Annotated in this window: 22 protein-coding genes; 10 read left to right on the top strand and 12 right to left on the bottom strand. The window is 49.7% G+C overall.

The genetic code is table 11. From position 1 onward, the window contains the following. The first annotated feature begins 65 nt into the window (after positions 1 to 65). Positions 66 to 824, top strand: coding sequence for an SGNH/GDSL hydrolase family protein (locus tag JVX88_RS01135; RefSeq protein ID WP_211624957.1), 759 nt, complete (start codon positions 66 to 68; stop codon positions 822 to 824). Beyond that, a complete protein-coding gene (locus JVX88_RS01130) occupies positions 812 to 2,287 on the top strand; it encodes a hypothetical protein (protein ID WP_211624955.1) in 1,476 nt (491 codons plus the stop codon). The genes JVX88_RS01135 and JVX88_RS01130 overlap by 13 nt, the downstream gene beginning before the upstream one ends. Positions 2,288 to 2,342: 55 nt before the next feature. Here the strand turns inward: JVX88_RS01130 and JVX88_RS01125 are convergent, their stop codons facing one another. After that, complete coding sequence (locus JVX88_RS01125; RefSeq protein ID WP_211624953.1) at positions 2,343 to 2,720, bottom strand: holo-ACP synthase; 378 nt, start codon at positions 2,718 to 2,720, stop codon at positions 2,343 to 2,345. Between JVX88_RS01125 and pgeF the strand changes: the two genes are divergently transcribed. Both pgeF and JVX88_RS01115 read left to right on the top strand, forming a co-directional pair. Then, positions 2,707 to 3,591: a peptidoglycan editing factor PgeF gene (gene pgeF, locus JVX88_RS01120; protein ID WP_211624951.1), complete on the top strand. Its 885-nt coding sequence runs from the start codon at positions 2,707 to 2,709 to the stop codon at positions 3,589 to 3,591. The two genes, JVX88_RS01125 and pgeF, sit on opposite strands and share 14 nt — an antisense overlap. A 151-nt stretch (positions 3,592 to 3,742) precedes the next feature. After that, positions 3,743 to 6,133 carry a tetratricopeptide repeat protein gene (locus tag JVX88_RS01115; RefSeq protein ID WP_211624949.1) on the top strand — a complete coding sequence of 797 codons (2,391 nt, stop codon included), beginning with the start codon at positions 3,743 to 3,745 and terminating at the stop codon, positions 6,131 to 6,133. A gap of 2 nt (positions 6,134 to 6,135) precedes the next feature. On the opposite strand, the gene JVX88_RS01110 is transcribed toward JVX88_RS01115, so the two are convergent. The 3 genes from JVX88_RS01110 to rlmN are packed head-to-tail and all read right to left on the bottom strand — an operon-like array spanning position 6,136 to position 8,238. After that, positions 6,136 to 6,609, bottom strand: coding sequence for a protein-disulfide reductase DsbD domain-containing protein (locus tag JVX88_RS01110; RefSeq protein WP_211624947.1), 474 nt, complete (start codon positions 6,607 to 6,609; stop codon positions 6,136 to 6,138). Positions 6,610 to 6,647: 38 nt separating this feature from the next. After that, positions 6,648 to 7,166 carry a hypothetical protein gene (locus tag JVX88_RS01105; RefSeq protein ID WP_211624945.1) on the bottom strand — a complete coding sequence of 173 codons (519 nt, stop codon included), beginning with the start codon at positions 7,164 to 7,166 and terminating at the stop codon, positions 6,648 to 6,650. A 7-nt stretch (positions 7,167 to 7,173) separates the two neighbouring features. Continuing rightward, positions 7,174 to 8,238: a 23S rRNA (adenine(2503)-C(2))-methyltransferase RlmN gene (gene rlmN / locus JVX88_RS01100; RefSeq protein ID WP_211624943.1), complete on the bottom strand. Its 1,065-nt coding sequence runs from the start codon at positions 8,236 to 8,238 to the stop codon at positions 7,174 to 7,176. A 138-nt stretch (positions 8,239 to 8,376) separates the two neighbouring features. Between rlmN and JVX88_RS01095 the strand changes: the two genes are divergently transcribed. From JVX88_RS01095 to JVX88_RS01085, 3 genes are all read left to right on the top strand, one after another. After that, entirely contained in the window at positions 8,377 to 9,222 is an 846-nt protein-coding gene (locus JVX88_RS01095) for a DNA/RNA non-specific endonuclease (protein WP_211624941.1), read from the top strand. 2 nt (positions 9,223 to 9,224) lie between these two features. Continuing rightward, a complete protein-coding gene (locus tag JVX88_RS01090) occupies positions 9,225 to 9,794 on the top strand; it encodes a hypothetical protein (protein ID WP_211624939.1) in 570 nt (189 codons plus the stop codon). Positions 9,795 to 9,868: 74 nt separating this feature from the next. Continuing rightward, positions 9,869 to 10,828 (top strand): hypothetical protein, encoded by a 960-nt coding sequence (locus tag JVX88_RS01085; protein WP_211624937.1) that lies wholly within the window; start codon positions 9,869 to 9,871, stop codon positions 10,826 to 10,828. A 21-nt stretch (positions 10,829 to 10,849) separates the two neighbouring features. On the opposite strand, the gene JVX88_RS01080 is transcribed toward JVX88_RS01085, so the two are convergent. Then, a complete protein-coding gene (locus tag JVX88_RS01080) occupies positions 10,850 to 11,395 on the bottom strand; it encodes a hypothetical protein (protein WP_211624935.1) in 546 nt (181 codons plus the stop codon). Positions 11,396 to 11,637: 242 nt separating this feature from the next. Here JVX88_RS01080 and JVX88_RS01075 point away from each other — a divergent pair, with 242 nt between their 5' ends. Then, entirely contained in the window at positions 11,638 to 12,438 is an 801-nt protein-coding gene (locus tag JVX88_RS01075; RefSeq protein WP_211624933.1) for a hypothetical protein, read from the top strand. Between the two features lie 33 nt (positions 12,439 to 12,471). Continuing rightward, positions 12,472 to 12,744, top strand: a complete 273-nt coding sequence (locus tag JVX88_RS01070) for a TMEM165/GDT1 family protein (RefSeq protein ID WP_211624932.1) — start codon at positions 12,472 to 12,474, stop codon at positions 12,742 to 12,744. On the opposite strand, the gene JVX88_RS01065 is transcribed toward JVX88_RS01070, so the two are convergent. The 4 genes from JVX88_RS01065 to JVX88_RS01050 all read right to left on the bottom strand — a co-directional run bounded on the left by JVX88_RS01065 (position 12,745) and on the right by JVX88_RS01050 (position 16,937). Next, entirely contained in the window at positions 12,745 to 15,591 is a 2,847-nt protein-coding gene (locus JVX88_RS01065; RefSeq protein ID WP_211624930.1) for an SdrD B-like domain-containing protein, read from the bottom strand. A gap of 212 nt (positions 15,592 to 15,803) precedes the next feature. Beyond that, the gene (gene msrA, locus JVX88_RS01060) at positions 15,804 to 16,349 is read right to left on the bottom strand and encodes a peptide-methionine (S)-S-oxide reductase MsrA (RefSeq protein ID WP_211624928.1); all 546 of its coding nucleotides are present in this window, start codon (positions 16,347 to 16,349) and stop codon (positions 15,804 to 15,806) included. Positions 16,350 to 16,398: 49 nt separating this feature from the next. Continuing rightward, the gene (locus tag JVX88_RS01055; protein WP_211624926.1) at positions 16,399 to 16,566 is read right to left on the bottom strand and encodes a hypothetical protein; all 168 of its coding nucleotides are present in this window, start codon (positions 16,564 to 16,566) and stop codon (positions 16,399 to 16,401) included. A gap of 80 nt (positions 16,567 to 16,646) precedes the next feature. After that, positions 16,647 to 16,937, bottom strand: coding sequence for an NAD(+)/NADH kinase (locus JVX88_RS01050; RefSeq protein ID WP_211624924.1), 291 nt, complete (start codon positions 16,935 to 16,937; stop codon positions 16,647 to 16,649). 192 nt (positions 16,938 to 17,129) lie between these two features. On the opposite strand from JVX88_RS01050, the gene JVX88_RS01045 reads away from it, so the two are divergent. After that, the gene (locus tag JVX88_RS01045; protein ID WP_211624922.1) at positions 17,130 to 19,139 is read left to right on the top strand and encodes a peptidylprolyl isomerase; all 2,010 of its coding nucleotides are present in this window, start codon (positions 17,130 to 17,132) and stop codon (positions 19,137 to 19,139) included. 74 nt (positions 19,140 to 19,213) lie between these two features. Here the strand turns inward: JVX88_RS01045 and JVX88_RS01040 are convergent, their stop codons facing one another. The 3 genes from JVX88_RS01040 to JVX88_RS01030 all read right to left on the bottom strand — a co-directional run bounded on the left by JVX88_RS01040 (position 19,214) and on the right by JVX88_RS01030 (position 24,445). Then, a complete protein-coding gene (locus tag JVX88_RS01040) occupies positions 19,214 to 20,620 on the bottom strand; it encodes a DASS family sodium-coupled anion symporter (RefSeq protein ID WP_211624920.1) in 1,407 nt (468 codons plus the stop codon). A 79-nt stretch (positions 20,621 to 20,699) separates the two neighbouring features. After that, the gene (locus tag JVX88_RS01035) at positions 20,700 to 22,523 is read right to left on the bottom strand and encodes an amino acid permease (protein ID WP_211624918.1); all 1,824 of its coding nucleotides are present in this window, start codon (positions 22,521 to 22,523) and stop codon (positions 20,700 to 20,702) included. A 263-nt stretch (positions 22,524 to 22,786) separates the two neighbouring features. Next, positions 22,787 to 24,445, bottom strand: a complete 1,659-nt coding sequence (locus tag JVX88_RS01030; protein WP_211624916.1) for an alanine/glycine:cation symporter family protein — start codon at positions 24,443 to 24,445, stop codon at positions 22,787 to 22,789. Between the last annotated feature and the right edge of the window lie 199 nt (positions 24,446 to 24,644).

Raw genomic sequence — 24,644 nt, 5'->3', positions numbered from 1 at the left:
AGATATTTGACAAAGCCATCAGGTTGAATGAATTTTATCATAATAGGGTCGATGAATTTGCGGGTATGAGTCTTACTAGGTGGCAAACGAAATATCTTCTCGCGGCCGCTGCATTGCTGCCAGTATCACCATTCCTTTATATACAGGGCCAGTTGACCCGAAAAAAGGTCGGGGTATTACCCGGGGCGACTGGCGAGACCTCAGGTATTGTCGGAGAAGGAAGCGAAGAGCCGGCAAAACTATTTGTTATTGGCGAATCAACGGTCGCGGGTCTTGGCGCCCGGACTCACAGGGAAGCCTTAGCCGGACAGTTTGCTATTCAGTTGAGCCAACGGATCGGCAGGCCTGTCCGATGGAGCGTCTTGGGCAAGAATGGCGTTACTGCACGGCGCACGATCGAAGAGCTTGTGCCGCTTATGCCTGAAGAAGAGCATGATCACGTTCTGGTCGGTTTGGGAGGGAATGACGTTATGAAGCTTTCCAGCCCGAAAAAATGGCGCCGCGATATGATCGAACTTCTCGATATCCTCCGTCGGGCGAATCCAAGTGCTGCAATATTTATGTCTAATTGTCCGATGATCAAGCTTTCACCGGCGATCCCTCAGCCCATCAAGGGCATACTTTGGGCACTTTCACAGTCACACGATGCGAACACGCGGGAATTCACATCGAGAATGGAACGTGTCTATTATTATCCGCAACCTGCTAATGTTCCGATAGAAGGATTTTTTGCTGACGGCATTCATCCTTCGGAACAGGGGTATCGTGATTGGGCGGATGCGATGATGAGATACTTCGACGAAACTTTCGAATGGAAGAATTAAACTGCCTTTCAGAAACATTGGCGTCCCGCTTCGAATGGCTTGCCGTTCGGGAAAGCGGAAAGACGCTGTCGCTCCGCCGTGATGAGATCGAACTGAAAGAAGTAGGTGATAAAGTTCTTTTCGGCTTCGTGGACGAGAAAGGTTTCGCATTTCGGCGGGTCCGGTCGGTCTCGATAGAAGACAAGGGAATAGTGATCGGCTTACGATCCAGGTTTGGAGCGGACGATGAAGAAATGCGACTGATCCCGCGAGCGTCGGCTGCCGAACTTGCGGCGAATATCGAATACGCTCGGCTCGAGCGAGCAAATGAGATCGCCCAAATACTTATAGACAACATTGATGGACTAGTGCCGCATTGTTTGTCGCTTAATACAACAAATGGAAGATCAGCTGAGATACTGGTTAGGTTTAAAGGGAAACGCCTTATCGGAGTTTTAGTCGATGTTACCGGTACCATTTCACACGAATCGCTCTTTGCTTCTGCATTAAAGTGGCTTCATCACCTTCGTGCTCGAACGCGTGATGGGGCCGAAGAGGTTTGGATAGCTGCGGAAAACCGTCAGGCTCGGGCATTGCAGCGTTTGTTTCCGTTATTGGCAAAAGGTAGTAAACAGAACCTAAGGATCATCTCCATCGATCGAACAGCAGAACCTCCTAGAGCTGAATTCCTGAGTGAGCTCCGGCTGTCTGATCTTTGGCGAGGGCGGCCGCAAAAACTTGCGATCCCGGCAGAGATAATTACAAGCCGGACAACACGAAGCATAATTCAGGAAGATCCGCATTCGATCGATGTGGTCTTCTCGCGTCGCGGCGAAACGCTGCGCTTTAATGGACTTCCTTTCGCGCGTGTTCGCAAAGTGTTGGGACGAGAAGCCGCTTGGTTCGGTACCGATAAGGTCCAAAGGCGACTGGATCAGCGAACACAGCCGGAACTAGCAGGTATGATCGACGAACTACGGATCCACCGTTCACCCAAATCATCAAACCGAAGGAACGAACTATTCCGCCGAATGTCTGAAGCCTGGCTTGAATCGATCCTTCGTCGGAACATAAAACAGTTAGACCCAAACCTAGAACTTTCGCCGGTCTATAATCAGTTTCATTCTTCGAATGACAAGATTGACCTTCTTGCTATCCGCCGCGACGGCCGACTTGTCATCATCGAGTTGAAGATCTCTCCCGATCCGCTTTTTGTCTTGCAAGCCGTGGATTATTGGCGAAGGATCGAATCACAGCGGCGAAAAGGTATCCTGAATCATGGCCGACTGTTTGGAGAAAGGATCATCGCGGATCGACCCGCCTTGGTTTATTGCGTTGCTCCAGCTTTAAGTTTTCATTATGATTTCGACCGTTTTGCCCGTTTGCTTGTGCCGGAGATCGAGCTATGGCGGTGGGAATTGCATGAGGACTGGAGAAGTGAAATAAAGGTTATCAGACGTATTTCATATCAACACAAACACTGATCTGAGCAGTATCATGGAAGCAGCCGGCAGCATACAAAGTTGCCAGCACACAACATTACCCTTCAAAGATCACGTGAGCGACCGCATGCTCTGTCGTGTGAGAGATAGAAAGATGTAAGCTGACGTAACCTCGCTCGGCAAAAATACGTTCGGCCTCACCTGAGATAGACAATTCGGGCACACCTTCAGCATCGTTGATTATCTGTATATCATGCCACGTGATCTTTCCTCGCCAGCCCGTTTTCAGAGCTTTGAGAAAGGCTTCTTTTGCAGCAAATCGTCCGGCGTAGCTCTGTGCTGCTGCGGCCCCTTTTGAATCACAATATTCTTGTTCGGCGGGCGTGAAAACGCGCTCACGAAAACGCGGCGTTCTCGCCATTGTTTCAGCGATGCGATAGACTTCGACTATATCTATGCCCGTGGACAGGATCATAACCAGCAATTCATCCGTTGACGATGAAACTTTAGCAGAATCGGGGTTCTATTGGCGAGACGAGGCAGGTCTGAGGGCATTGATCTGCGAACCGCTAAAGGAGGCCGGCTTCATAAACGCATTTTCGACACGGCTTGGCGGTGTTTCAAACCTTAATAATTTGGAGGACGGCCGACAGGCGGGATTCGGGACGGATCTTAATCTAGCCGGATTTGATGACGACCTAGCGGAAAATATATTCGAGAATCGTCGTCGTTTCATGAACCTTTTTCCGGGTGACCTTAAACTATCGACAGTATGGCAAGTGCACGGAACAGATATCAAGATCATTCGCAATGAAGTTGATGCCGATGAAACGGAAACCCGAAGCGATGCCATCATTTCGCAGGTAAAGAATCTGCTTGTTGGTGTAAAGACGGCGGATTGTGTTCCTGTGCTGATCGGTGATGAACGTACCGGGTCCTATGCGGCAGTTCATGCAGGATGGCGAGGAACCGTAGGCGGCATCGTAACGTTAACAATTGATCGAATGATGCAGGAATTCGATACGGATCCGAATGACATATGGGCCGCGATCGGTCCGGCCGCATGTGGAAGAAATTATGAGGTTGGGCAGGAAGTGATAGACGCCTTTAGCTCTGCATTCGAAGCCGCGGATCATCTTTTCAAGCAAACGCGGCCGGGGCACGCCTTTATCGATCTTCATCAAGCGAATCGCGAACAACTCACCTCAAGAGGTGTTCCACCTGCTCAGATATTTACTGCCCCATTCTGCACAATGGAGCGAAGCGACCTCTTTTTTTCATATCGTATCGAGAAACAGAAATTTGGCCGGACGGGCCGCCTACTCTCGGTGATCGGGTCCGTGTGATCACACTTATCGGGTCACATTCTTGTTGACCGAAACAACTTCTCTCTAATAGAATCGCGATACCATCCCAGAGGTAAAAATGTTTTTGAAATGTAGGATAATCCCATCGCTTGTAGTCCTTTTAGTATTGACTTTCTCGGGCAATGGCCAATTGAGAGAGAAAGGTAACTGGATCTCGGTTAGGACTAAGAATTTTTATCTGATAGGAGATGCAAGTGAAAAGGACATAAAAGCCATCGGCACCCGTCTGGAACAGTTCCGCGAATCCTTTCGCCTTCTTTTTCCTAAAATTCAATTCAGTAGTCCACGCCAAACCAATGTGATCGTCTTCAAAAATTCGTCAAACTATCGGTCATTCAAGCCGAAGCGTCCCGACGGAAAACCAGATGACGGGATCGTCGGATATTTTCAGGCCAGCGAGGATATGAATTACATAACTCTTTCGGCTGAAAAAAGCAGTCAGGATCCTTTTCAGACCATATTCCACGAGTACGTCCATTATCTTATGGACACTAATTTTGGAAGAATGAATCTGCCGGCTTGGTTTAATGAGGGCCTTGCTGAATACTATGAAACTTTTCGCATAGAACAAGACCAGATTATCTTTCTTGGCGATTATCACGTAGCCCATCTTGAGCTTCTTCGTTCGAGCAAAATGATGCCTCTTAAAGATCTTTTTACGATCAGCAATCGTGAGGTTCACGCGGGCGGGGAACGCTCTCGAAGTATCTTTTACGCTCAGTCTTGGGCCCTAATTCATTTTCTTATGCATGGCCGGCAGGACTCGAACGCAGATTCGTTAGGCAGCTTCGTATCGGACATTGTCAAAGGAGGCTCGCTCGAATCAGGGTTTAATAAGGCATTCGGGGTAAGTTACTCGGAAATGGAACGCGAGCTCAAAAAGTATTTGGACCAGCGTTCGTTCAAGGGAGCCGTGATCAAGTTGGGCAACAAGCTAAATTTTGAGGATTCAATGACCTCAACTCCGCTGCCTGAGGCACAAGCGAATGCTTATCTAGGTGATCTGCTCTATCGGTTAGGAGACAGTCAAGCCGCTGAAAAGTATCTGGCACGCGCGCTTGAACTAGACTCAGGTTCAGTATTGGCCCACACATCTCTCGGCCTGATGCGTATGCGCGAACGCCGATTTGATGAGGCAAGAGAGCTTCTCGAAACGGCGATCGCGACGGACAACCGAAACCATCTTGCGCATTATTCTTACGCTTATGCCCTTAGTCGCGAGAGCATGGACGAGTTCGGTTATGTAAGAAGCTTTCCTGAAGAGAATTTCGCCAAAATTCGGGAGTCTCTACAGAGATCGATCGAACTCAACCCAGAGTTTTCCCAAAGCTATAAGATGCTTGCCTGGGTAAATATGGTCAACGGTGTGTATATCGATGAAGCACTAGGACTTTTGCGCCGAGGACTTCAGATGGAACCGGGAAACGAGGAGATCATCATATTGATGTCGAAGATCTTGCTTCGGCAAGGAAAGTTCGCAGATGCGAGAACTCTGGCAGAAAGACTGATGAAAAACTCTTCTGATGAACGCACTAGCCGTGAGGCTGAAGAAATAGTTGCTAGTGTTAAGCAGTTAGAGGAATCGAATAGACAACTTGCCGGGATCGAGCTGATGAATGGCGGTCTGATCTCAATCCGACCAGATATCAGGTTGGTGCGACGAGAGGAGGTTTCAGCTGAAGAGGTAAAACGCATTGATAGGGAACGCGTATTAAGAAACCTAAACCACAGGGTCGGCGTCCCAAAGTATGGAGAGGTAAAAGCAACAGGCCGGATAGAACACATAACCTGTTCCGGCGGGTTGGTTCGTTATGAGATAAAGGGAGATCAAGGGGACTTCGCGTTGCAAAGCCGTGATTTTCAATCGATCTCGTTGGACGTGCTGCTTGAGGGAACCAACGAACGCGAAATTGGTTGCGATGTCTCATATAAAGAGGACCTTGTTGTGCTTTTCTATCGTCCTGAGACTGATGAGCGGAGCAAGACCAAAGGGGTTCTTTCAACGATCATTTTTGTTCCTGAATTCTTTAGGTTTATGACAGCCGAAGAGCTTGCCGCACCAACGACCTACGTTATCGGTGGTCCGCCCACCGATCTGGCTGCGAATGAACGGAAGATCGAAGAAGAGCTTGCGAAACTCCGGCGGAGTCGCCAGGCCGCATACGAACGCGAGCAGAGTAAATTGATCCTTCAGCAAATAAATGAGGGCTTGCGGAAGCCTGCCGAAGGTGAGATCAGAAAGCTAGGCCAGATAGACCGGATCGAATGTTCCGGAAAGAATATGACTGCGATCGCATGGGTCGAAGCACAGGAAATTAGCCTACGGGTTCCTGTATCCGGAGCGGTCACGTTAACATCTTTTGTTTCGAATGCGGGTAAAGTCGAACTTGGCTGCAACTCCCGCTTTCCCGGTTTATGGGCAGTCGTCACCTACTTTCCCGATGCAAAGCCAAAAGGAAAGATTGTCGGCGAATTAAGGGCAGTAGAATTTGTGCCCCAGAGTTTTGATGTAATCCGATAAACTTACCGGACACGCGCCGTCATTGTAATGTTGCGAACTCGCGGAGGGAAACAAACCTCATCATTGCAAGCCTGGTATCTGACCACGGCGTTTACTGTTACAGTATTTCCGCGAAAATTGGAGGGCACGCGGACCGTAAAAGGAAACCTTACCGTCCCTTCGTACACATTTATCGGCTTATCAGAGAACTGAAATCGGCGGTTTACGCCGCGCGGATATGTCACTCTGCTTACAACTACACCACCCGAGGTGGAAAGGGCGACCGAGGTGGGGATAAGATATTCACTATTGGGACGCGAAGAGTTGACATGCAAATTCCCGGGTATCGAAAGTACGATCGTTCCCCTGGCTGTTCCGCCTTTTGCTACGGTCCCATTGCCGATCGACCCGGATACCGTCTGAGCGGATGACGTTAAGGAGGCCGCGAGAACAACCGCCAGAAATATTGGTAGAGAGAAAATGGCGTTTCGTTTCATAAGTAAGATGAGATGCAAATAATTATCTGTCAGATGGTTCATTTGATATGAAAACTTTTCATAGCTTTTTCCAGATCGTCTTCCAATGATTCGAAATGCTCTGCGAGAACGATGGCACGCAATTCAAACACGCGACTGTTTTCCTGAACAATCTTGAAATGTTGGCAGAACCCGATCTCATTCCTTTTATATGGTATCAAACCCCGAAACGCCCTACGACCGGCATCTATAAAAACATATTCATTATCAATAGCTCCTATTTCATTGGCCAGGGTCTCTTTGCGCTCTTCGATAGTTGAGTCTTCAAAGATCTCGATCTCTATTTCTGCCTGTCTTATGCCTTTAGCATCCCCATTACCGTATTCTTTCGAATATGCCCGGAATGCGAAGCCGGAATCATCATTTATCACATGCAAGAAACCTTCGGGTTTATCGATAGAGAAGCGCTCATTATCGATCCTCTCAGCCGCAAAGGCCGCAGCAGCATCTCGCTTGATCTTGGTTGACGCCCAGACCATCAATGCAACAAGAATAAGTCCGGGAATTAAAAGTTCCATAACAAAGCTAAGCCGCTTTTGCAGCTAGTTGTCCGCAAGCGGCATAAATGTCGCGCCCGCGTGGCGTTCTGATATATGAATCGATCCCGTAGGAGGCAAGATCTTTCTTAAAACGTTTTACGTGTTGTGGGTCCGAAGGGGAGTATTCAAGGCCTTCCGCAGGATTGTGCGGTATCAAATTGATCTTTACTTTTTGCAAGCCGCTTTTTCTTATCAGCTCGGCAAGTTCGGCAGCATGCTCGGCTGAATCGTTTACATCGCCAAGAAGTACATATTCAAATGTAAACCGCTCGCCGCGTTTCAGTGTCTGTTCGAAAGTTTTGGCAGCATCCATCAATTCCTTTATTGGCCAGCGTTTGTTGATCGGCATCAGTCGGTTGCGCAGTTCGTCATTCGCGGCCGTCAATGAAATGGCCAGATTCGGTCTCCGATCAAGCTCAGCAAATTCATATATCTTGGGCACGATCCCTGCGGTCGAAATGGTTATCCGGCCGGGAACTATATGAAGACCAGTCTCGTCCGACATTATCTCAACCGCGTTTAGCAGGTTCTCGAAGTTAAGAAAAGGTTCACCTTCTCCCATAGCGACCAAGTTCGTGCCGTGCGGAGCCTCCTTTCCAACGCCGTAAACATCATTAAGTACAATAATTATCTGTTCGATTATTTCTCCGGCTGTCAGATTCCTTAACAGACCAAGACGGGCGGTGAGACAAAAATCGCACTTAAGCGGGCATCCGGACTGTGAAGAAAAACAAATCGTATCGCGGTTCTCTGTGGGGATGAAAACCGTTTCTACCGGATATCCATCATGAGTTCTCATCAAAAATCGACGAGTTCCGTCGAGTGATATAAACGTTGACTCGACAATCAACGAGCAAAGCTGAATTTCCTCCGAAAGCTTCTTCCTCAATCCTTTTGGGAGGTCCGTCATCTCATCAAAAGAACGAAGGCGTCGGCCGTAGACGGAGCGGAACATCTGGTCTGCTCTAAAGCGGGGCTCTCCCATTTCGGCAAAGATCTGTGCCAATTCGCTCCGCTTTTTTCCGAGTATATGGAGACGATCCGTCATCATACTGATTTTAACGCATTGTGGCGTCACTAAGATAATTGGCTTTTCTCAACCCACTTTGGCTTGCAACCAAGAGCAATGCAGTTTGGTAATATTCTTGAGATGATCCTTGGCGAGAGACTCCGTAGCCGAATGTTTAGAATGTTTTTAGTTCTGCTTTTTTGCGCGTTCTTTTTGAATGGTTGCGTACAGCTGCCATGGGGCCGCGAGGTAGAACACTCAGCAGCTGGAGATAGCCCTGTAAAAGAGGTGTTTCGGCCTGAAAGCCCGCATGCCGCTTTTGGCAATCCTTCCAAGGCAACTCTTGATCCTACGGATAGAAATAATTTCCTTGTGGTCGGCAACGGCTCAGTGTTTTCTTACAACGAGTCGCTTGGGACAGTGAACTGGGTTTCTTGGAGAACTGTCCGCGAAGATCTTGGCGATCCGCTGATGCGACCGCAGTTCCGTCCTGATCTGCGTTTGCCGCAGGGATTTGCCCGAATAGACTATTACGACTACTCCGGTAGCGGATACGATCGCGGGCATATGGTGCCGAGCGCTGATCGATTCGGCAATGCCCGTCTTAATGAAGAAACTTTCATGATGACGAATATCGTTCCTCAAACACCGGCTCTGAACCAATATCCGTGGCAGAAGCTTGAATCCCATGCACGTTCGCTTGTGAGACGGGGCAATGATGTATATCAGATAGCCGGTGTTTACGGTGAAAGAGAAAGGCTAAAGCGAAAAGTAACCGCCCCAACTAATTGCTGGAAGGTGATCGTTTCAGTACCGCGAGGACGAAGGATCGAGGAACTGCCAAATAGAATGCAGATCATCGCCGTAGATATGCCTAATATTGAAAAGATAGAGAATAATGACTGGAAGATGTATCTTACAAGCATTTCCGAGATAGAAGAACGCACCGGCCTTGATCTTTTCGAACAGCTGCCGCCATTGGTGCAACAGCGGATCGAGACCAAATTTTCTATTCGGAGCCCTTAACGATGAAACTTAATGATCGATGCTTCGTAAAAAGCGGAATGAAATATGCACTTATACTTTTGTTAATGCTTTCAACCTCGGCGACGGTGATCTCTGCACAACCTAGAGAAGCAGATCCAGCGGACGTCGGCTCGATCGACCAGATCCTCAAAGCTGTTTACGATGTGATATCTGGCGATGCTGGTGTCGAACGGGATTGGGATCGCCTCCGCACACTGTTTCACAAAGATGCACGCCTCATTCCAAGCGGAAGAAACGCCCAAACAGGTATGACCGCTGCAAGCGTAATGTCCGTGGAGGATTATATTACCGCTAACGCTCCGTTCTTTAAGAATAATGGCTTTCATGAACGGGAGGTTGCCCGGCGTGTTGACCGATACGGCACATTGGCCCATGCATTCTCAACCTACGAGGCTTTTCGAAAAAGAGAAGAGAAAACCCCGTTCATGCGCGGAATAAACAGCATCCAGCTGCTATATGACGGCAAGCGTTGGTGGGTGATGAGTATCTTCTGGCTTGCGGAGACGCCTGATAATCCGCTTCCGTCTGAATACCTGAAGGGCCGAAACTGATAGCTTTCACCCCTTGACGAAAGGATCCCCGAATTCTAAGCTGAAGTGTTTTGCCTTCGGGCAAAGGTTCTCATATGAGACTTCGGATCCTTTATCACGGAAATTGCTTCGATGGTGTTTCTTCAGCCGCAATATTCACAAAATTCTATCGCGGCTCGATAGCAGCTGATGCAGAGATCGGTTATACCCCTACAATGCATCGCGCCGGCAATGCCTTTGACAGGGAGTTGCTTGACGGAGATGAGAATGCAATAGTCGACTTCAAGTATTGTGCTGACGACCGTTTGACCTGGTGGTTCGATCATCACCAATCAGCATTCTTGTCGGAAGCAGATGAGCGACATTTCCTTGCAGATACCTCTGGACGAAAATTTTTGGATACTAAGAGTGCATCGTGTGCTGAATTCATTGCACGTATCGCAAGGGAGAGGTTCGGGTTCTATGATCCATTCCTGGAGGAGCTTGTAGAATGGGCCCACATAATTGATGGGGCGTTCTATGAGAACGCGGCTCAGTGTGTGGAGCTGCGATCTTCGGCACTTAAATTAATGCAGGTCATCGAAGGCGAGCGCGATCCTGTATTTGTTGAGCGAATAATTACTATGATGACCGAGATGCGGCTTGATGAGATCATTGAAGACAATGCGATCAAAGCCCGTCTTGATCCGATACTCGATGAACACTGGAAGACGGTTGATGTTATAAAGGGCCGGGCGTCCTATGAACGCGGCGTTGTAACCTTTGATCTGGCCGGAACCGGAATAGAGGGATACAATAAGTTCATACCATATTATTTCTATCCCGAAACCACATACGTCGTATCAGTAAGCCAAAGTTCGTTCCGGACAAAGATCTCGGTCGGGTCGAATCCTTGGTCCCCGCGCCCGCGGGTCCATAACATTGCTGAGATCTGCGAAAGGTATGGCGGCGGCGGACACGCAGTGGTTGGGGCAGTTTCATTAAAGCCGGACGAGCTTGAGCTTGCCCGGCACTATGCTAAGGAAATAACGGAAGAACTGAGCTTTGCCGAATGATCATCGGCAATCGCGAAAGCTTTAGTTTTTTGTAAAGACCAATGTAGAGGACATTGTCCCGCGTGGGGTTATGGTCTCGCGTTTTACTGTCAATGTCTTGCCATCCGAAGATAAGCTCCACTCTTCTTTTGTCGTCAAGGAGATCTCTCCCATTGGACCACTTATAGTACGGGTCTGGCTCAATTTCAGTTTACCGCTGTCCATTTTTGCTTTTAGGCTAACCGGCACGGATCCCATTGGGGTAGCCTGATCGATCGTTTTTTCTTTACCGTCAAGGCTGTAGGTCAATTTGGCATCTCCGCCGGGCCTGCCCATTCCCATTCCGCCGCCGCGTCCGCCCATTCCGCCATCCGGCGGGGCAGCACGTTTGGTCACTGTTCCGATGGTTATCTCGGCAGCGCTTTGCGAGACGTCCATTGTCATTGATTCAATGCGGTCACGAGCCTCGAGCTTTGAAGCTTCGATGTCAAGCGACCATTTGCCTGAGAAATCTACCTCACCGCTCTGTGAGAAAGCCGAGATAGCGCTTATCACAAACACGGCCAAAAATACGAGTACTTGGATCATATTACCCTCCAAAGGAAGTAGTTCTTATTTGATCTAAAACTGCATCATTTAGACGTGTGTATCCAACGAATGGTCTCGTTTCGAATCGTAAAGAAATGTAAAGGTGTTAATGCCGACGTTAATACTAAGAAAACAAGAAATCCTGCAATAGAAAATTGGAATGCCTATCCGATTCGCCCTTTTGTGCTAGCAAGAGTAAAGAGAGTTGATCCCCTGAGGTATTTGCGGCCTCATTTGGTGTGATGCGGATAGAACCTATCCATAAGAAGCTTAGTACGTCATTTGTTGACGTCGGGAAGCTGATAAAGCACCTTTATCATTATCACTTCGTTGGCCGGATCCACATCGAGTTTTCAGACTATGAGGCTGAGGTGATCTTTCGGCCCGGACGTAGCGTTCACGTACGTCAATTCGATCATCAAACAAAAACCTTTGACAATGGTGAGAAGGCTCTAAAGGATTTGCTTGCACGGTCAAGAGAACCTCATGGGCAGGTCAACGTTTTTGAATACATTTTCAAGGAAAGACCCGCGCGGGTCTATGTCGATGAGCACATCTCAGCCAGTGCTAGAAGAATGGCCTATTCGAGGACCGATACGAACGCTTCTGAGATCATTTCGTCACAAAGGCAGCGTGACGAGATTTCGCGAATGCGCGACCGTGCTGAGCTAAAAGAACTGATCCTTGAGCTATTGAAGAATGCGGAAATGGCGTTCATTGCGCAGCGACTAGATTTTGAACGGATTTTTTCTAATGCTTGCTCACTTGTCGCCGAACGTTATCCATTTGTCGATCCGACAAAAAAAGAGTTTGAATTTGCCGACAGCAGACTGTATGTTTCAGAGCGTATCTCAGCAACTCAATTAGCAAATGCCATATCAGCCATCCTGCTGCATATGTTCTGTAAGTTGCAACAATCTGCCGAGCTAAAAAAGCTGTTGGGTTTTACCACACACCGCTTTCGAACAGTGATCAGTCGCCGTCGGGCACTGATCGATCGGATGCTGCTTACCCGTCAGTTCGAAAAGCTCGCGGACTATTGAGTTGACGTGAGCATTTCGCGCTAAACTGACCGAATGGATTGGAAGATATTCGGAACCGCGTTCATAACCCTGTTTCTTGCCGAACTTGGTGATAAAACCCAACTCGCTATCATAACCCTGACCGCCAAGACCGATTCAAAGATCGCTGTGTTTCTTGGTGCAAGTGCAGCACTGGTAATTGTGTCGCTGCTCGCGGTTTTGGTTGGCGGAGCGTTGACCCAAGTAGTTCCCGCAGAATGGCTACAGCGTATCGTCGCTGTAGCCTTCATTGTGATCGGTGTGCTTATGCTGTTCGGTAAACTTTGATCAAGGTTCACTGGACCGGAACACCAGGTCGTCTATGTTATCCAGCGTCGTTATTGATCTAACCGGGTCGATGAAGCTATATCGTCGAGAGGCAACATGCACGAATATATGCTGACCCGCGGCAATGTCCGCAAAAACGTAGTGACCAAATGTTCCGGTTCGCCTACGGTGAGTGCTGCCGTCGGCTTCTACAAGATAAACATCGACACCACTTAAAGGGATACCCTTTGCCGTAAAAACTGAGCCAGATATAGTAACGTTGGCAGCTGAAGGCGCGAGGCGAAATCCTACATCGAATGTATGGTTGTTTGCTCCTAGCCCGCCCGTTGTTAGTGATATAACGGGAAACGTGCCAGAAGGAGAACCAGGCGGGTTCGGCATGTTCAAGGCATCTGAATCTGATTGATCGGTATCTCCAAGCTGGGTATTCTGATTAGGTATTGTTGCGATCAACCCAAAAAGCGGCCCGCCCGATGCGTAATTGGTCGGATTGTCTATGCGAACCTGATAAGCTGTTTGATATTGGATGCCACCATTGACCTGTCCGATATTGTCACTCGTGTTAGAATCCGGGGATGAAGAGCCGACAAAATAGTATTCGCCATTTGCATCGGTAACCGCTATTCCGACCAAGGTTGAACCCTGATAGAGCCTGACCGTTACACCGGCGATGCCGGGTTCGTTAGGGTCCTGAACACCGTTGTTGTTCAGGTCGCGCCAAACGCGATTCCCTATCTCGATCGGGGCCGGATCTACAAGCAGCTCAATGCTTGTGCCAACGCCTCCGGCTTTTCCCATCGTATCCGGGTCGTTACCGTCTCCGTCATAAAGACGATACCCTTTTGTGAACGCCCCTGTTGTATTGCTCAGCCAGCGGATACCGCCATCGTGTATCGTATTAGCAACATTAGGTACGGCATCGAAGTTCGTGATCATAACATCTGGTGCGCCAGGCAATTGTGCTACGCCGCCTGAGCCGGTTTCTGAATGATTACTTCCTTTTCCAAAGATAGTAGTCGTTGGAAAAACGAAATTAGCGGAAAGGGTGTATGAATCTCCGTAGTAGAACTCACCGCCGCCAGGACCTTCGGCGACGTTGGCGGGGGCGCCTCCCGTTCCACCGCACAGCCCGTTGTTTTCCAATGTCCATGACCCTAACGTTCCACATGCCCTGATAATATCACCCGCAGTTCGCGGCTGATAGAATGTCGTATTGCTTGGATCACCCGGATTCGATAAGGCTCCATTACCGACTTGATCACCGAGCCGGTCACGGAAGCCAAGAACCAAATTGCCGTTATCGAAAGCGATATCGGTCAACATTGGCTGCGAATAAACGACACGCGTCGCATTGGTCGAAGCGTTTCGATATATCGTTGACCAGGGACGCCAGGTTCCGGTCGCGCTCTGATTTACTTGGTTGAAGCCGCGGCGATAGTTAAGCGGCATCTGAAACACAGGTGAAGAGCTAAAGACAAGCGTTGATGGATTTACCGTGTAAACATATGCTCTAAGATTTCTGGCGTCGCCCAAATTGTAAACACCATTTCCGTCCACGTCAGTAAAAGCCTCTCCCGCATCATAGCCAGTGCCGCCCACCAGATTTAGATATGGCTCACCTGTGTTGCGAACACCATTGTTGTTATAGTCAACGAAATAATCACCCGCATCGTGAATGCCATTGCTGTTTGAATCCGTAAAACTGTCAACGTTCGGACTGGATTGTGCACTGCACACCATTCCGACGTAAAGCAGCCCTCGATGCATAGTAACCGCAAAAGGACGAGCATCTGCCGCAGGACAAGTCCCCGAAGGCAAAGGCAAACTTGTCGGCGTAGCCTGTGAAGCTACCAGCGCACCCGTACTGGAATTCAGCGCATAAAGCGTCCGGTTCGCCAGATTTATGGTGTACAAAATAGATTCATCCTCAGATATTGCAAGCCCGCCCAGGCTTGATTTGCCTACAGCGTCCCAACCAGTGTTGCCATTATCACGAGGATAATTCGAAGTGTCGTGAAAGTTGGTGGCGGGACCGGGTACGATGAAGTGGCCAATAACCGTCCCGAGTCCTGTTCGGTCAATGACATAGATCGCATTTGGCCCTTGTGGCCCAAAACCAACATGACGTTTGAAATATGCGGCTGCGTATAGGCGTTTTGCACGTCTTGCATATGCGAGGCCAAATGTCGGCCCCGCCTGGCTCGCAGTAATATCCATCGGATTCAATGCCGGAGAATCGTAGAGGGGGATACTTGCAGACGTGGATGTGTCGGTACTACCTGCGGAATAAGGGAATGTAGAAAGCGCGGGTAATGCGCTGTTCACCCCAGTTATCTGATCGCCAGCATAGTAGATCGCGACCGCAACTTCAGGGTTATTTTGAGAGTAATCCATTGGATGGTTTATCGCAAGATTAACGTTCGAGGTCGGGGCTGACGCAACAAACTGTGTTGTTGACCCAGAATTTGTCGCTGTCCCGCCATTCACAGAATCTGTGCTGCGTGCCGAAGGGAAGTACCCAGCTGGAAGGTTAGTGAACTCAACACGATAAGGACCAGAACCCGCATCTGTTGTCGAGATCGTGTAATTTCCGCTAGAGTCAGTATTCACAACCCCTCCCGGCGTAACGTTAACACCGGCGGCATTGAACGCTCGTACCTGCACACCGCTTATGCCGCGGTCAATGGCGACACCGATAGTCCCAAAGCCATTGTTAGCGATCGTAGTTGTCGAATCGAAATTCCCGTTTCCATTAAAGTCTTGAAAAACCCTTCCGGAAATGTTCCCGGCCATTAATGCTGGTTCACTTACGTTATACTTTTGAGCAAAAGTAATTTCTTCTAGCAAGTGTGTGAAAGCAACACATATGATGAGTAAAAAACAAGATGCGCAAAACTTTATTGCACCAGATCTCTGCAACATGAGACACGGCTCCCAAATAGATAGAAATATAGATAGAACTTTTTGAGGGAGGGTAAATTGAAGGAGATACGTGGAAGGATTTGACTTCGCAAAGCGAAGTAAATGAAATACTAACAAACAATGTTTAAACCGTCAACTCATTTTTGTTTTAAGCGGCTTGTGAATTTTTTTCTGAATTTTGCTACTTTCGGTGCTACCACGGCAGCACAGTAGGGCTGATTCGGATTATTCGCAAAATATTCCTGATGATAATCTTCAGCCGGCCAGAACTTATCAAATTGGGACACTTCTGTAACTATAGGATCACTGTAAATACCTTCCTTGGTAACCTCATCAATGATCTCGTGTGCAGTTTGTTCCTGCTCTTTAGAGTGGTAAAAGATCGCCGAGCGGTAAGATGTGCCTATGTCATTACCCTGACGGTTGAGCGTAGTCGGATCATGAACTGAGAAAAATACACGAAGGAGGTCTGCATAACTCAAAACCTCGGGATCGAACTTGATCTGGACAACTTCGGCGTGGCCGGTAGTTTCGGAGCAAACTTCTTGGTAGGTCGGGTTTTCTTTGTAACCGCCAGAATACCCTGAAACTACGTCAAGAACGCCCTCTAGGTCATCAAATACTGCTTCGACACACCAAAAACACCCTGCCGCCAATGTTGCTGTTTCAATTCCGCTTTTCATAGCTCAATACAAACAAAGCTGAAAATGTAAATCAAGCGTTGCGGGCAATCTATTCCAACTCGTCGAAGCTCTTCAAGGTAGGAAAAATGTTTTCCGCGGTGGCCTCAGCGTTCCCGGGACGAATTGACAATGCCACCTGAAGTCCACTTTCCATCGCGGCTTCCAATTCTTGTGGAATATCTGAGACGAAGAGTATCTGTTCAGCGGAATATCCCACCGTCTTGACTATCTTTAGATAACTTTCCCGTTCACGTTTATGGCCAATGTTCGTGTCGAAATAATGATCGATGAATCCTGTCAGGTCACCATGATCAGAACAAGAGCCTCAGAATCGCCGACGAGCCGTGCGGTCGAGATCATTGTCCCATCGCCGCCCAGAACGACGATCAGATCCGACAAAGAGCAAAGTTCGGCACCCACCAGCGAATCGCTCTGATCGATCGCTTCCGCCGGACAGTGCGGTTCACCCGCAAGGTTGAGCCCACGCGAAACGAGCCATTCGGCTAATTCACGAGCGGTCTTCAGAGCATCGGTGTGGCCTGGTTTGACGACAATGCCGATAGTTTCGATCTTTCTTTCTTCCGTCATCGAAAGGCAAAACGTTCTGGAGCCAACTATTTACAATAATCCCGTATATTCTATGACGCAATCGTACGGATCTCTAAGCAACCGCTCGCCCCGCCCGAGACCTTCATTTTACTTTGGAAAATCTTGCGCCTTTGCTACACTTTTTATTTATCCCTAGAGGCCAGAATATTAGTAGTAACCAAGTAAAAACCGATGCTTAAGCTTTTCAGACGTTTGGAACGGACCCGAAATTTCGTTCTTCTTTTGTTTGCCATTGTTATGGTGCTCAGCCTTGTGCTTTTTTATGCACCTACGCGAGGCGGGCTGGATGCCAATCTGATCAACAGCACAGAGAGCGCTGCGAAAGTCGGCAGTGAGTATATCACGGTCGGCGAGATCGCAAGGCAGAAACAGGCCATGAGCCAGTTTATGCAGGGCCGCCCGTACCCGACGCGAACGGTGCTGAACGGTTCGATCAGCGGCAAAATAATTCGGCTTGAGGCGGCAAGGCTCGGCCTTACAGCTTCTGATGCCGAGGTTGCGGCCGAAATACGCGAGCAAAATAAACCCGAAGAGGGCAAACAATGGGACCAGCTTAGATATGAGCAGAACGTTACTAATCAGTTCGGAAGCGTTAGGACCTACGAAGAATCGGTCCGTGATCAGATAAGCGGACGAAAGCTGCAGACCTTTCTAACAGCCGGTGTAACAGTTTCTGAAGAAGAGCTTATAGCAGATTTTCAGCGTTCGAACACAAAGTTCGATCTTTCATACATAGCTCTTTCACCCGCGACGCTTGCCCAAACAATTGTTCCGACGGATGCAGAGCTTCGCGATTATTTTGAGAAGAACAAGTCGGCATATTACATCAGTATGCCGCAGAAAAAGATCCGTTACGTTTTTGTCAATACCGCGAAGATCGGCGAAAAACTTCCGATTACAGACGAAGACCTTCGGGCAGAATATGATAAGTTGCCCGAAGATAAGCGCATTTCCGGCGTGCTTGGACAGGAGATCGTCCTCCGTGTTGCAAAACCGGAATTTGACGGCAAGGTTTACGAAAAAGCGAACGAGCTCGTGTCTCGCCTCAGAAAAGATGGAGCAACAGTAACAAAAGAGGCATTTGCCGAACTTGCAAAGGGATTCTCTGAGAATCCTGCATCTGCAGGCAAGGGCGGCGACCTTCCGGGGCCGGTTCGCGAAAATCCGAACAAGCCGGATGATCCATATCAGCGATTGATCCGTATGCAGCCTGGCGAGATCACCGAGCCGATCAACTATCAGGGACGCTATTTTATTCTTCGACGCGGCGAAGCCGTACCTAAATCCTTTGAAGAAGCAAAAAAGGAGCTTGACGTCAGCCTACGAAACCGGCGGGCTTACGAAGCAGCGGCGGCCCTGGCTGAGCGCGTAGCACAGCGCTTAAAGGAGAACAAGGACGTACAGGCAACCGCTCAGCAATTTGCAGCTGAGGCAAACAATTCGGTTGCGGCAATGGTACGCGAGACCGGTTATATCAAGCCCGGCGATACGGTTGAGAATATCGGCGTCTCGCCGCAATTCGAAGACGGCATCGCACCGTTGGAAAATGTTAATGACGTCGGTGATAAAGTGCCTATTCCGGATGGATTCGCCGTTCCGATGTTAATCGACCGCAAAGAGCCGCGCGATGCTGAGTTTGAAGAGGTAAAGACACAGCTTGTTGAGGTTGTAAAGCTGGAACAAGCTCGGAACCGCGTGGAAGAGATCGCCAACCGCATCGCATCCGGTGCGGCCAATGCCGCTGCGCTTGCCGCGCTGGCCAGCGGGCAGAATGTAAAAGCTAATGAGGCAAAGGCGTTTACCATAGGTTCGCCGCTTGGTGAAGGCCCAACCGCGACCACAAACAAAGAATTGGAGGACGCGATCTTTGCGCTAAAACCCGGTGAGGTAACAAAAACACCGATAAAGATCGGGGAGAATTATTATATTGTCGGCGCGGTCTCGCGGCAGGACGCCAGCATGGATGATTTTGCCAAGCAGCGTACAACCCTGATGGAGCAAAAGCTTTCTACAAAACGCAACGAGGTATTCTCAGAATTTCTTGCTGCGACGCGGCAGCGAATGGAAAGTTCCGGCCAGATCCGTATCTACAACGAAGCTATCGAAAGGATCGATGCGGCCGATGCTGCTAACACGCCGACAGGATTGCCGCAGGGTTTCCCCGGTCTCCCGCCGCAGTAGCGCCGGTATTATATTTCAACGCGACCGCAAAAGTGTATCTAATGTTCTTTTGCGGTCGCCTTTCCTTTTTCGGATCACCACCAGCCGATCGCTCTCCACCACAGAACGCCGATAGTTGACCAGAGAAGAATGTTTAATACAGAGGCAATAAAGCCCGCAGTCCACCATCGCCTTTGGCTTACATATCCGAGCCCGAAATAGACCGGTGCCGGCGTCGTGCCGTAATGCGTAAGGCCTGCAGAAAGGTTCGCAAAATATGCAAGCAACAAGACCGCAAGTCCCGCCGGCGCGCCGATGGCAATAGTTACCACGAGGAACGGAACGAACATCGCCATAACGTGAGCCGTTATCGATGCGAAGGCATAATGCGCGTAAAAGAAAACTAGTGCGAGCATTGCCAATGCTAAGGGCCATCCAAAACCGCCCATCATCGAACCGACCGCGTTTGCGAAGATGGATGTTATGTTCGTCTTGCTTAGCTCGGAAGCCATCATCACAAGGCCGCCATACCAGATAAAAACCTCCCAAGCATGCGTCTCATCTATAAGATCGCGCCATACAAGGACTTCGGAGACCAGAAGGACCGAAATACATACCAGAGCAATGACAGTCGGGTCGATCCCGTGCCAGAATGCCGAGATCCAAAGAGCGACCACCGCCACGAATACGCACAGCAATATCTTTTCCGACCGCTTCAGCGGGCCGAGCCGTTCAAGCTGTTCATGAGCGAAAGCAACGGCGTTCGGCGTTTCTTTGATCTCGGGCGGGAAAAGCCGGTATAGAACGACCGGTATGATGGTAAGGGCAACCAATGAAGGAACTATTGCCGACAGGAACCAAACACCATAGTTAAGATCGATACCTGTCTGTTCAAGTGCAAGCCTTCTTATTATTACGTTCGAGGCCTGCCCGGTCAGGAAAGTGGCGCAGAGTATCACCTCACACTGATATAGCATCGTCATCAGAAACGTGCCGAGCCGGCCAGCCGTACCGTCATCGGCACGCGAATCATAAGTTTCCGTAACGCTTCTTGCTATCGGCAGAATGATGCCGCCGGAGCGTGCGCCTGTGGAAGGAATGAACGATGCAAGGATAAAATCGGTGAAAACGAGCGAATAGCCAAGTCCAAGCGTTTTTCGCCCAATAAGCCGGACAAAAATAAGCGCGATGCGCTGTCCGAGTCCGGTCTTGATCATCGCCCGCGAGATAAAGAACGCTGCAAGCACCAGCCACACGAATTTGTCCGCGTAGCCGGCAAGGGCGCGTTCAATGGGTACGGCTTGAAAAAATGTGACCGCGACAACACCCAACAGCACCATCGCGCTACCGGTGAGCGGCTGAACTATCGAGCCGACGATGGTCGCTATGAAAACGGCCAGCAGCGTCCACGCCTCCTGTGTGATGCCCGCAGGTGCCGGAAAAGCGACGATAAGGAGACCTGATGCGACGGTGATGACCCACTTAAAATACGTCTTCCGCATAAACAAATGCCACAGAGTATATAGAAATTATGTCTCTCTGCGAACCCTGCGGCATCCGGGAAATTTATGCATCAGGACATTATTTCGTGTGAAAATCAGCCCAGTGGGTCAGAAACCAGTAGAACATTGCCACCCATGCCACCAAGTTTACAACCGATGCAATAAGGCCGATATTCCTGACCGATTCTGTTCGGCCGCCCCGTCTGCTTGCCTTGCCGTACATCATCAGAGTGACCAACACTCCGGTTGTCAGCCACGCAAAGGAACGCACGGCGGTATCTAGCCAAGTCGTATTTGGAAGGAAAAACTCAACCTGCCACACCGTCAGCAAAACCGCACCGCCGATAGCCACCATAGCCGCCAACGGCGGTTTGTAGTCGGCAGGCGTCGCCACGGCCGCTTCTGCATCGGTCACTTTTGCTAGATTGCTGTGCTTATAGCTATACGCAAAATAGACCACCAGTCCTATCGACATCCATACGATCAGACGCAACCATGTGTCAAGCGGAAGGTTATTCATCAAAAAGGCCGCTATCCATACCGTGGCTATAGGGATGACCGGTGAGAAGGGAAGCTTAAACGGTCTGTGAAGAGCCGGGTTTGATGACCGCAGGATGATAATGCCGGTACCTACAATGACGAACGCGAACAGGGTTCCGATAGAGACAAGCTCGCCAAGCAGATGTATCGGTACAAATCCGGCGAGAAGGGCGACGATAGTCCCTGTGATCGCCGTGGTGATATGCGGCGTCTGAAATTTAGGATGGACCTTGGCAGCCCATGCGGGAAGCAGACCATCCTTGGACATCGAATAAAAGACCCGCGGTTGTCCCATTACCATCACTACCATCGTTGAGCTCAGGCCTAGGACCGCACCGACCTTTATGATCGTCGGAAATGCGATAAGTATAGAGCCCATGGTCGTCCCTTCTGCCTGATCGCGGGCGGCGTCAATCGCAGTAGCGATCGGAGCAGCAGCATTGGTAAGCAGTTTGTAATCAACGAGCCCAACCATAATGCCGGCGACCAGGATGTATAGAACCGTACATATGGCAAGTGAACCGAGTATACCTATTGGCATATCTTTTTGCGGGTTCTTGGCTTCCTGTGCAGCAGTCGAAACGGCGTCAAATCCGATATAGGCGAAAAAAATGACCGCAGCACCGGTGATAACGCCGCTAAAACCAAACGGCATGAACTCCGCACAGCCCGGTGATCCGACCGTGCAGCCTATCCCGAGATTTTCAGTGCTGACGAATCCGATCCCGGCAACAATGAAGAGCACCACGACGAGAACCTTTACCACAACTATCACCGAGTTGAAGCTTGCGGATTCTTTTATGCCGCGGATCAACAGTAGGGTGACCGCGATAGCGATCAGAAATGCTGGTAGATTGAAAACACCCGTCGCAATGGTGTTGCCGGACGAATCCAGTATCGGTGCTCCGGGCGGTGCGCTGAGAGCAAGCGGAAAGTTGATGCCGATCGTGTCACGGAAAAGACTGACGACGTAGCCGGACCAGCCGACGGCAACCGTGGCGGCGCCAAATGCGTATTCAAGTATTAGGTCCCAACCGATGATCCAGGCAATGAACTCACCCAACGTGCCGTAGCCGTATGCGTAAGCTGAACCCGATATAGGGATGCTGGATGCAAACTCCGAATAACATAAAGCGGCACACGCGCTTGCGATGCCGGCAACGATCATCGAAATTACGACGGCAGGCCCCGCATGTTTGCCTGCAGCCTGCCCGGTCAAAACGAAAATTCCTGTCCCTATGATCGCTCCTATTCCAAGCATGGTAAGGTCAATCGCACTTAGGGTCTTTTTTAGCGTATGTTCGCCGGTCTCTTTAGCTTCGGCGATGATCTTATCGATAGATTTTGTTGCAAAGAGTGACATAGTCGCCTCAGATATCTAGGATTGATTTCGGGGAATTCGGTGGAGGTGATCGGCACTGAATGCGTTTAGGATATGGCACTATCTACGCCGGCATATGAGCTTTGACGTAGACCACAGCGTTAACGCAATACAGATTTGTACACGCGCCGAAAGGCTCGAATCAGAGGAAATTATGCACAGTTTCTTTTGCAATGCAACAAAAAAACAAGGCCCTGCAAAATATTTGCGAGGGCCTTGATCCAGTGTGGTAACTCCTGTTTATGCTAAGACTTAGAAATTGCCGAAAGGTATCGGTTCAGCTCTTCACGCACCTTCGGGAACAGGAACAGCAGACCGATCATATTCGGGAACACCATCGCCAGGATCATGGCGTCAGAGAACGCAAGAACCGAACCGAGCGAGGCCGCCGCTCCGATCACAACAAAGACACAGAAAAGTACTTTGAACGTAAGGTCGGAAGCTGCCGATCGGCCGAAGAGATACTTCCAGGACTGTAGCCCATAGTAAGACCACGAGATCATCGTAGAGAAAGCGAACATAACTATGGCCAGCGTTAATACGATGTTGAAGCCGGGCAACACATCGTTATATGCACGAGCCGTTAGATCGACGCCGTTCACCGCCTGGCCCTCGATAACGACGCTGCGGGCACCATTAAGCATCTCGCCGCCATACATAAAGAAATCGCCCTTCATATTGAACAGAACTATGACAACGGCAGTCATTGTACAGATAACGACCGTGTCGATGAACGGTTCGAGCAGGGCAACGAGGCCTTCGCTGGCCGGATACTTCGTTTTCACCGCGGAGTGTGCAATGGCAGCGGAACCGGCACCGGCTTCATTCGAGAAAGCGGCACGCCGGAAGCCTTGAATGATAACTCCCGCCACGCCGCCGACGCCGGCCTCAGGTGTAAAGGCACCTGAGATGATCATACCTATCGCCGCCGGTATCTCCGTAAAGTGGGCAAAGATGATGACCAGCGAAGCCAGGATGTAAACGATCGCCATCAAAGGAACGAGCTTGTCGGTAACCTTCGCGATTCGCTTGATCCCGCCGATGATAACGATCGCCACAAGTATCGCCATAACGATACCTATCAGCGTTCGGGCAGCACCGCCGCTTCCGATACCAAGCATCGTTGTTATTTGCGTGGTTGCCTGATTAGCCTGGAAGGCATTTCCGCCGCCGAGCGAACCTCCGACGCAGAAGATAGCAAAGATGACCGCCAGCACTTTGCCGACCGGCGCAAGCTTCAGCTCTGCGAATCCGCGTGAAAGGTAGTACATCGGGCCGCCGTGAACCGTTCCGTCTGAATCTATATCGCGGTATTTAACACCGAGTGTACACTCAACGAACTTTGACGACATACCAAGAAGTCCGGCAACGATCATCCAAAACGTCGCACCGGGCCCGCCGATGCCTACCGCGATCGCCACACCAGCGATATTTCCCAATCCGACAGTTCCGGATACGGCTGTAGCAAGGGCCTGAAAATGGCTGACCTCACCGTGTTGGCTTTCGTCCTTGATCGTGCGAGCAACGTCGCCTTCTTCAGTTATCTTCACCTCAGCCGACATATCAGCGTGCGGTTCGGAATGCTCCGGGTCTGCCGCAAGCTCAATGTCGTCATACTTTCCGCGAACAACCTCAAGAGCTAATGGGAATCGACGGATATTGACGAATGCAAATGCCACTGTGAAGAACGTGGCGCCAAATATCAATAAATAAAGCACTATCGGCAGATCGAACGGAGCGGGAAACGGGGCGGGATAGAAAACGAGCGATTCCCATGCATCGGCAACCGGCTTGAATGCCTCATCGATTCGCTGATCAATACCTTTTTCCTGTGCAAATGTAAGAGCAGGGAATAGCAGCGACGCTGCGACAATGAACAAGTATCTTGACGCTTTGTGATTCATCTTCACCTCGAGGATACGAACAGATTCAATTTTAACTTTAGCTGGCGTTGACCGCCCGGAACAGGACTTAACGTTTGCGTTGGAGATATGGCGCAAAGCGTGTAAATGTTTATAGACGTGCATTATACCCGAATATGTTGGCTTGTCTAACGTCCATCGGCTAAAATTCGCATTATATTTAGCTTCCCCCCAGTTCCTT

This window comes from Leptolyngbya sp. 7M, from assembly GCF_018128485.1.
This window is presented reverse-complemented; position numbering and strand designations above follow the sequence as displayed.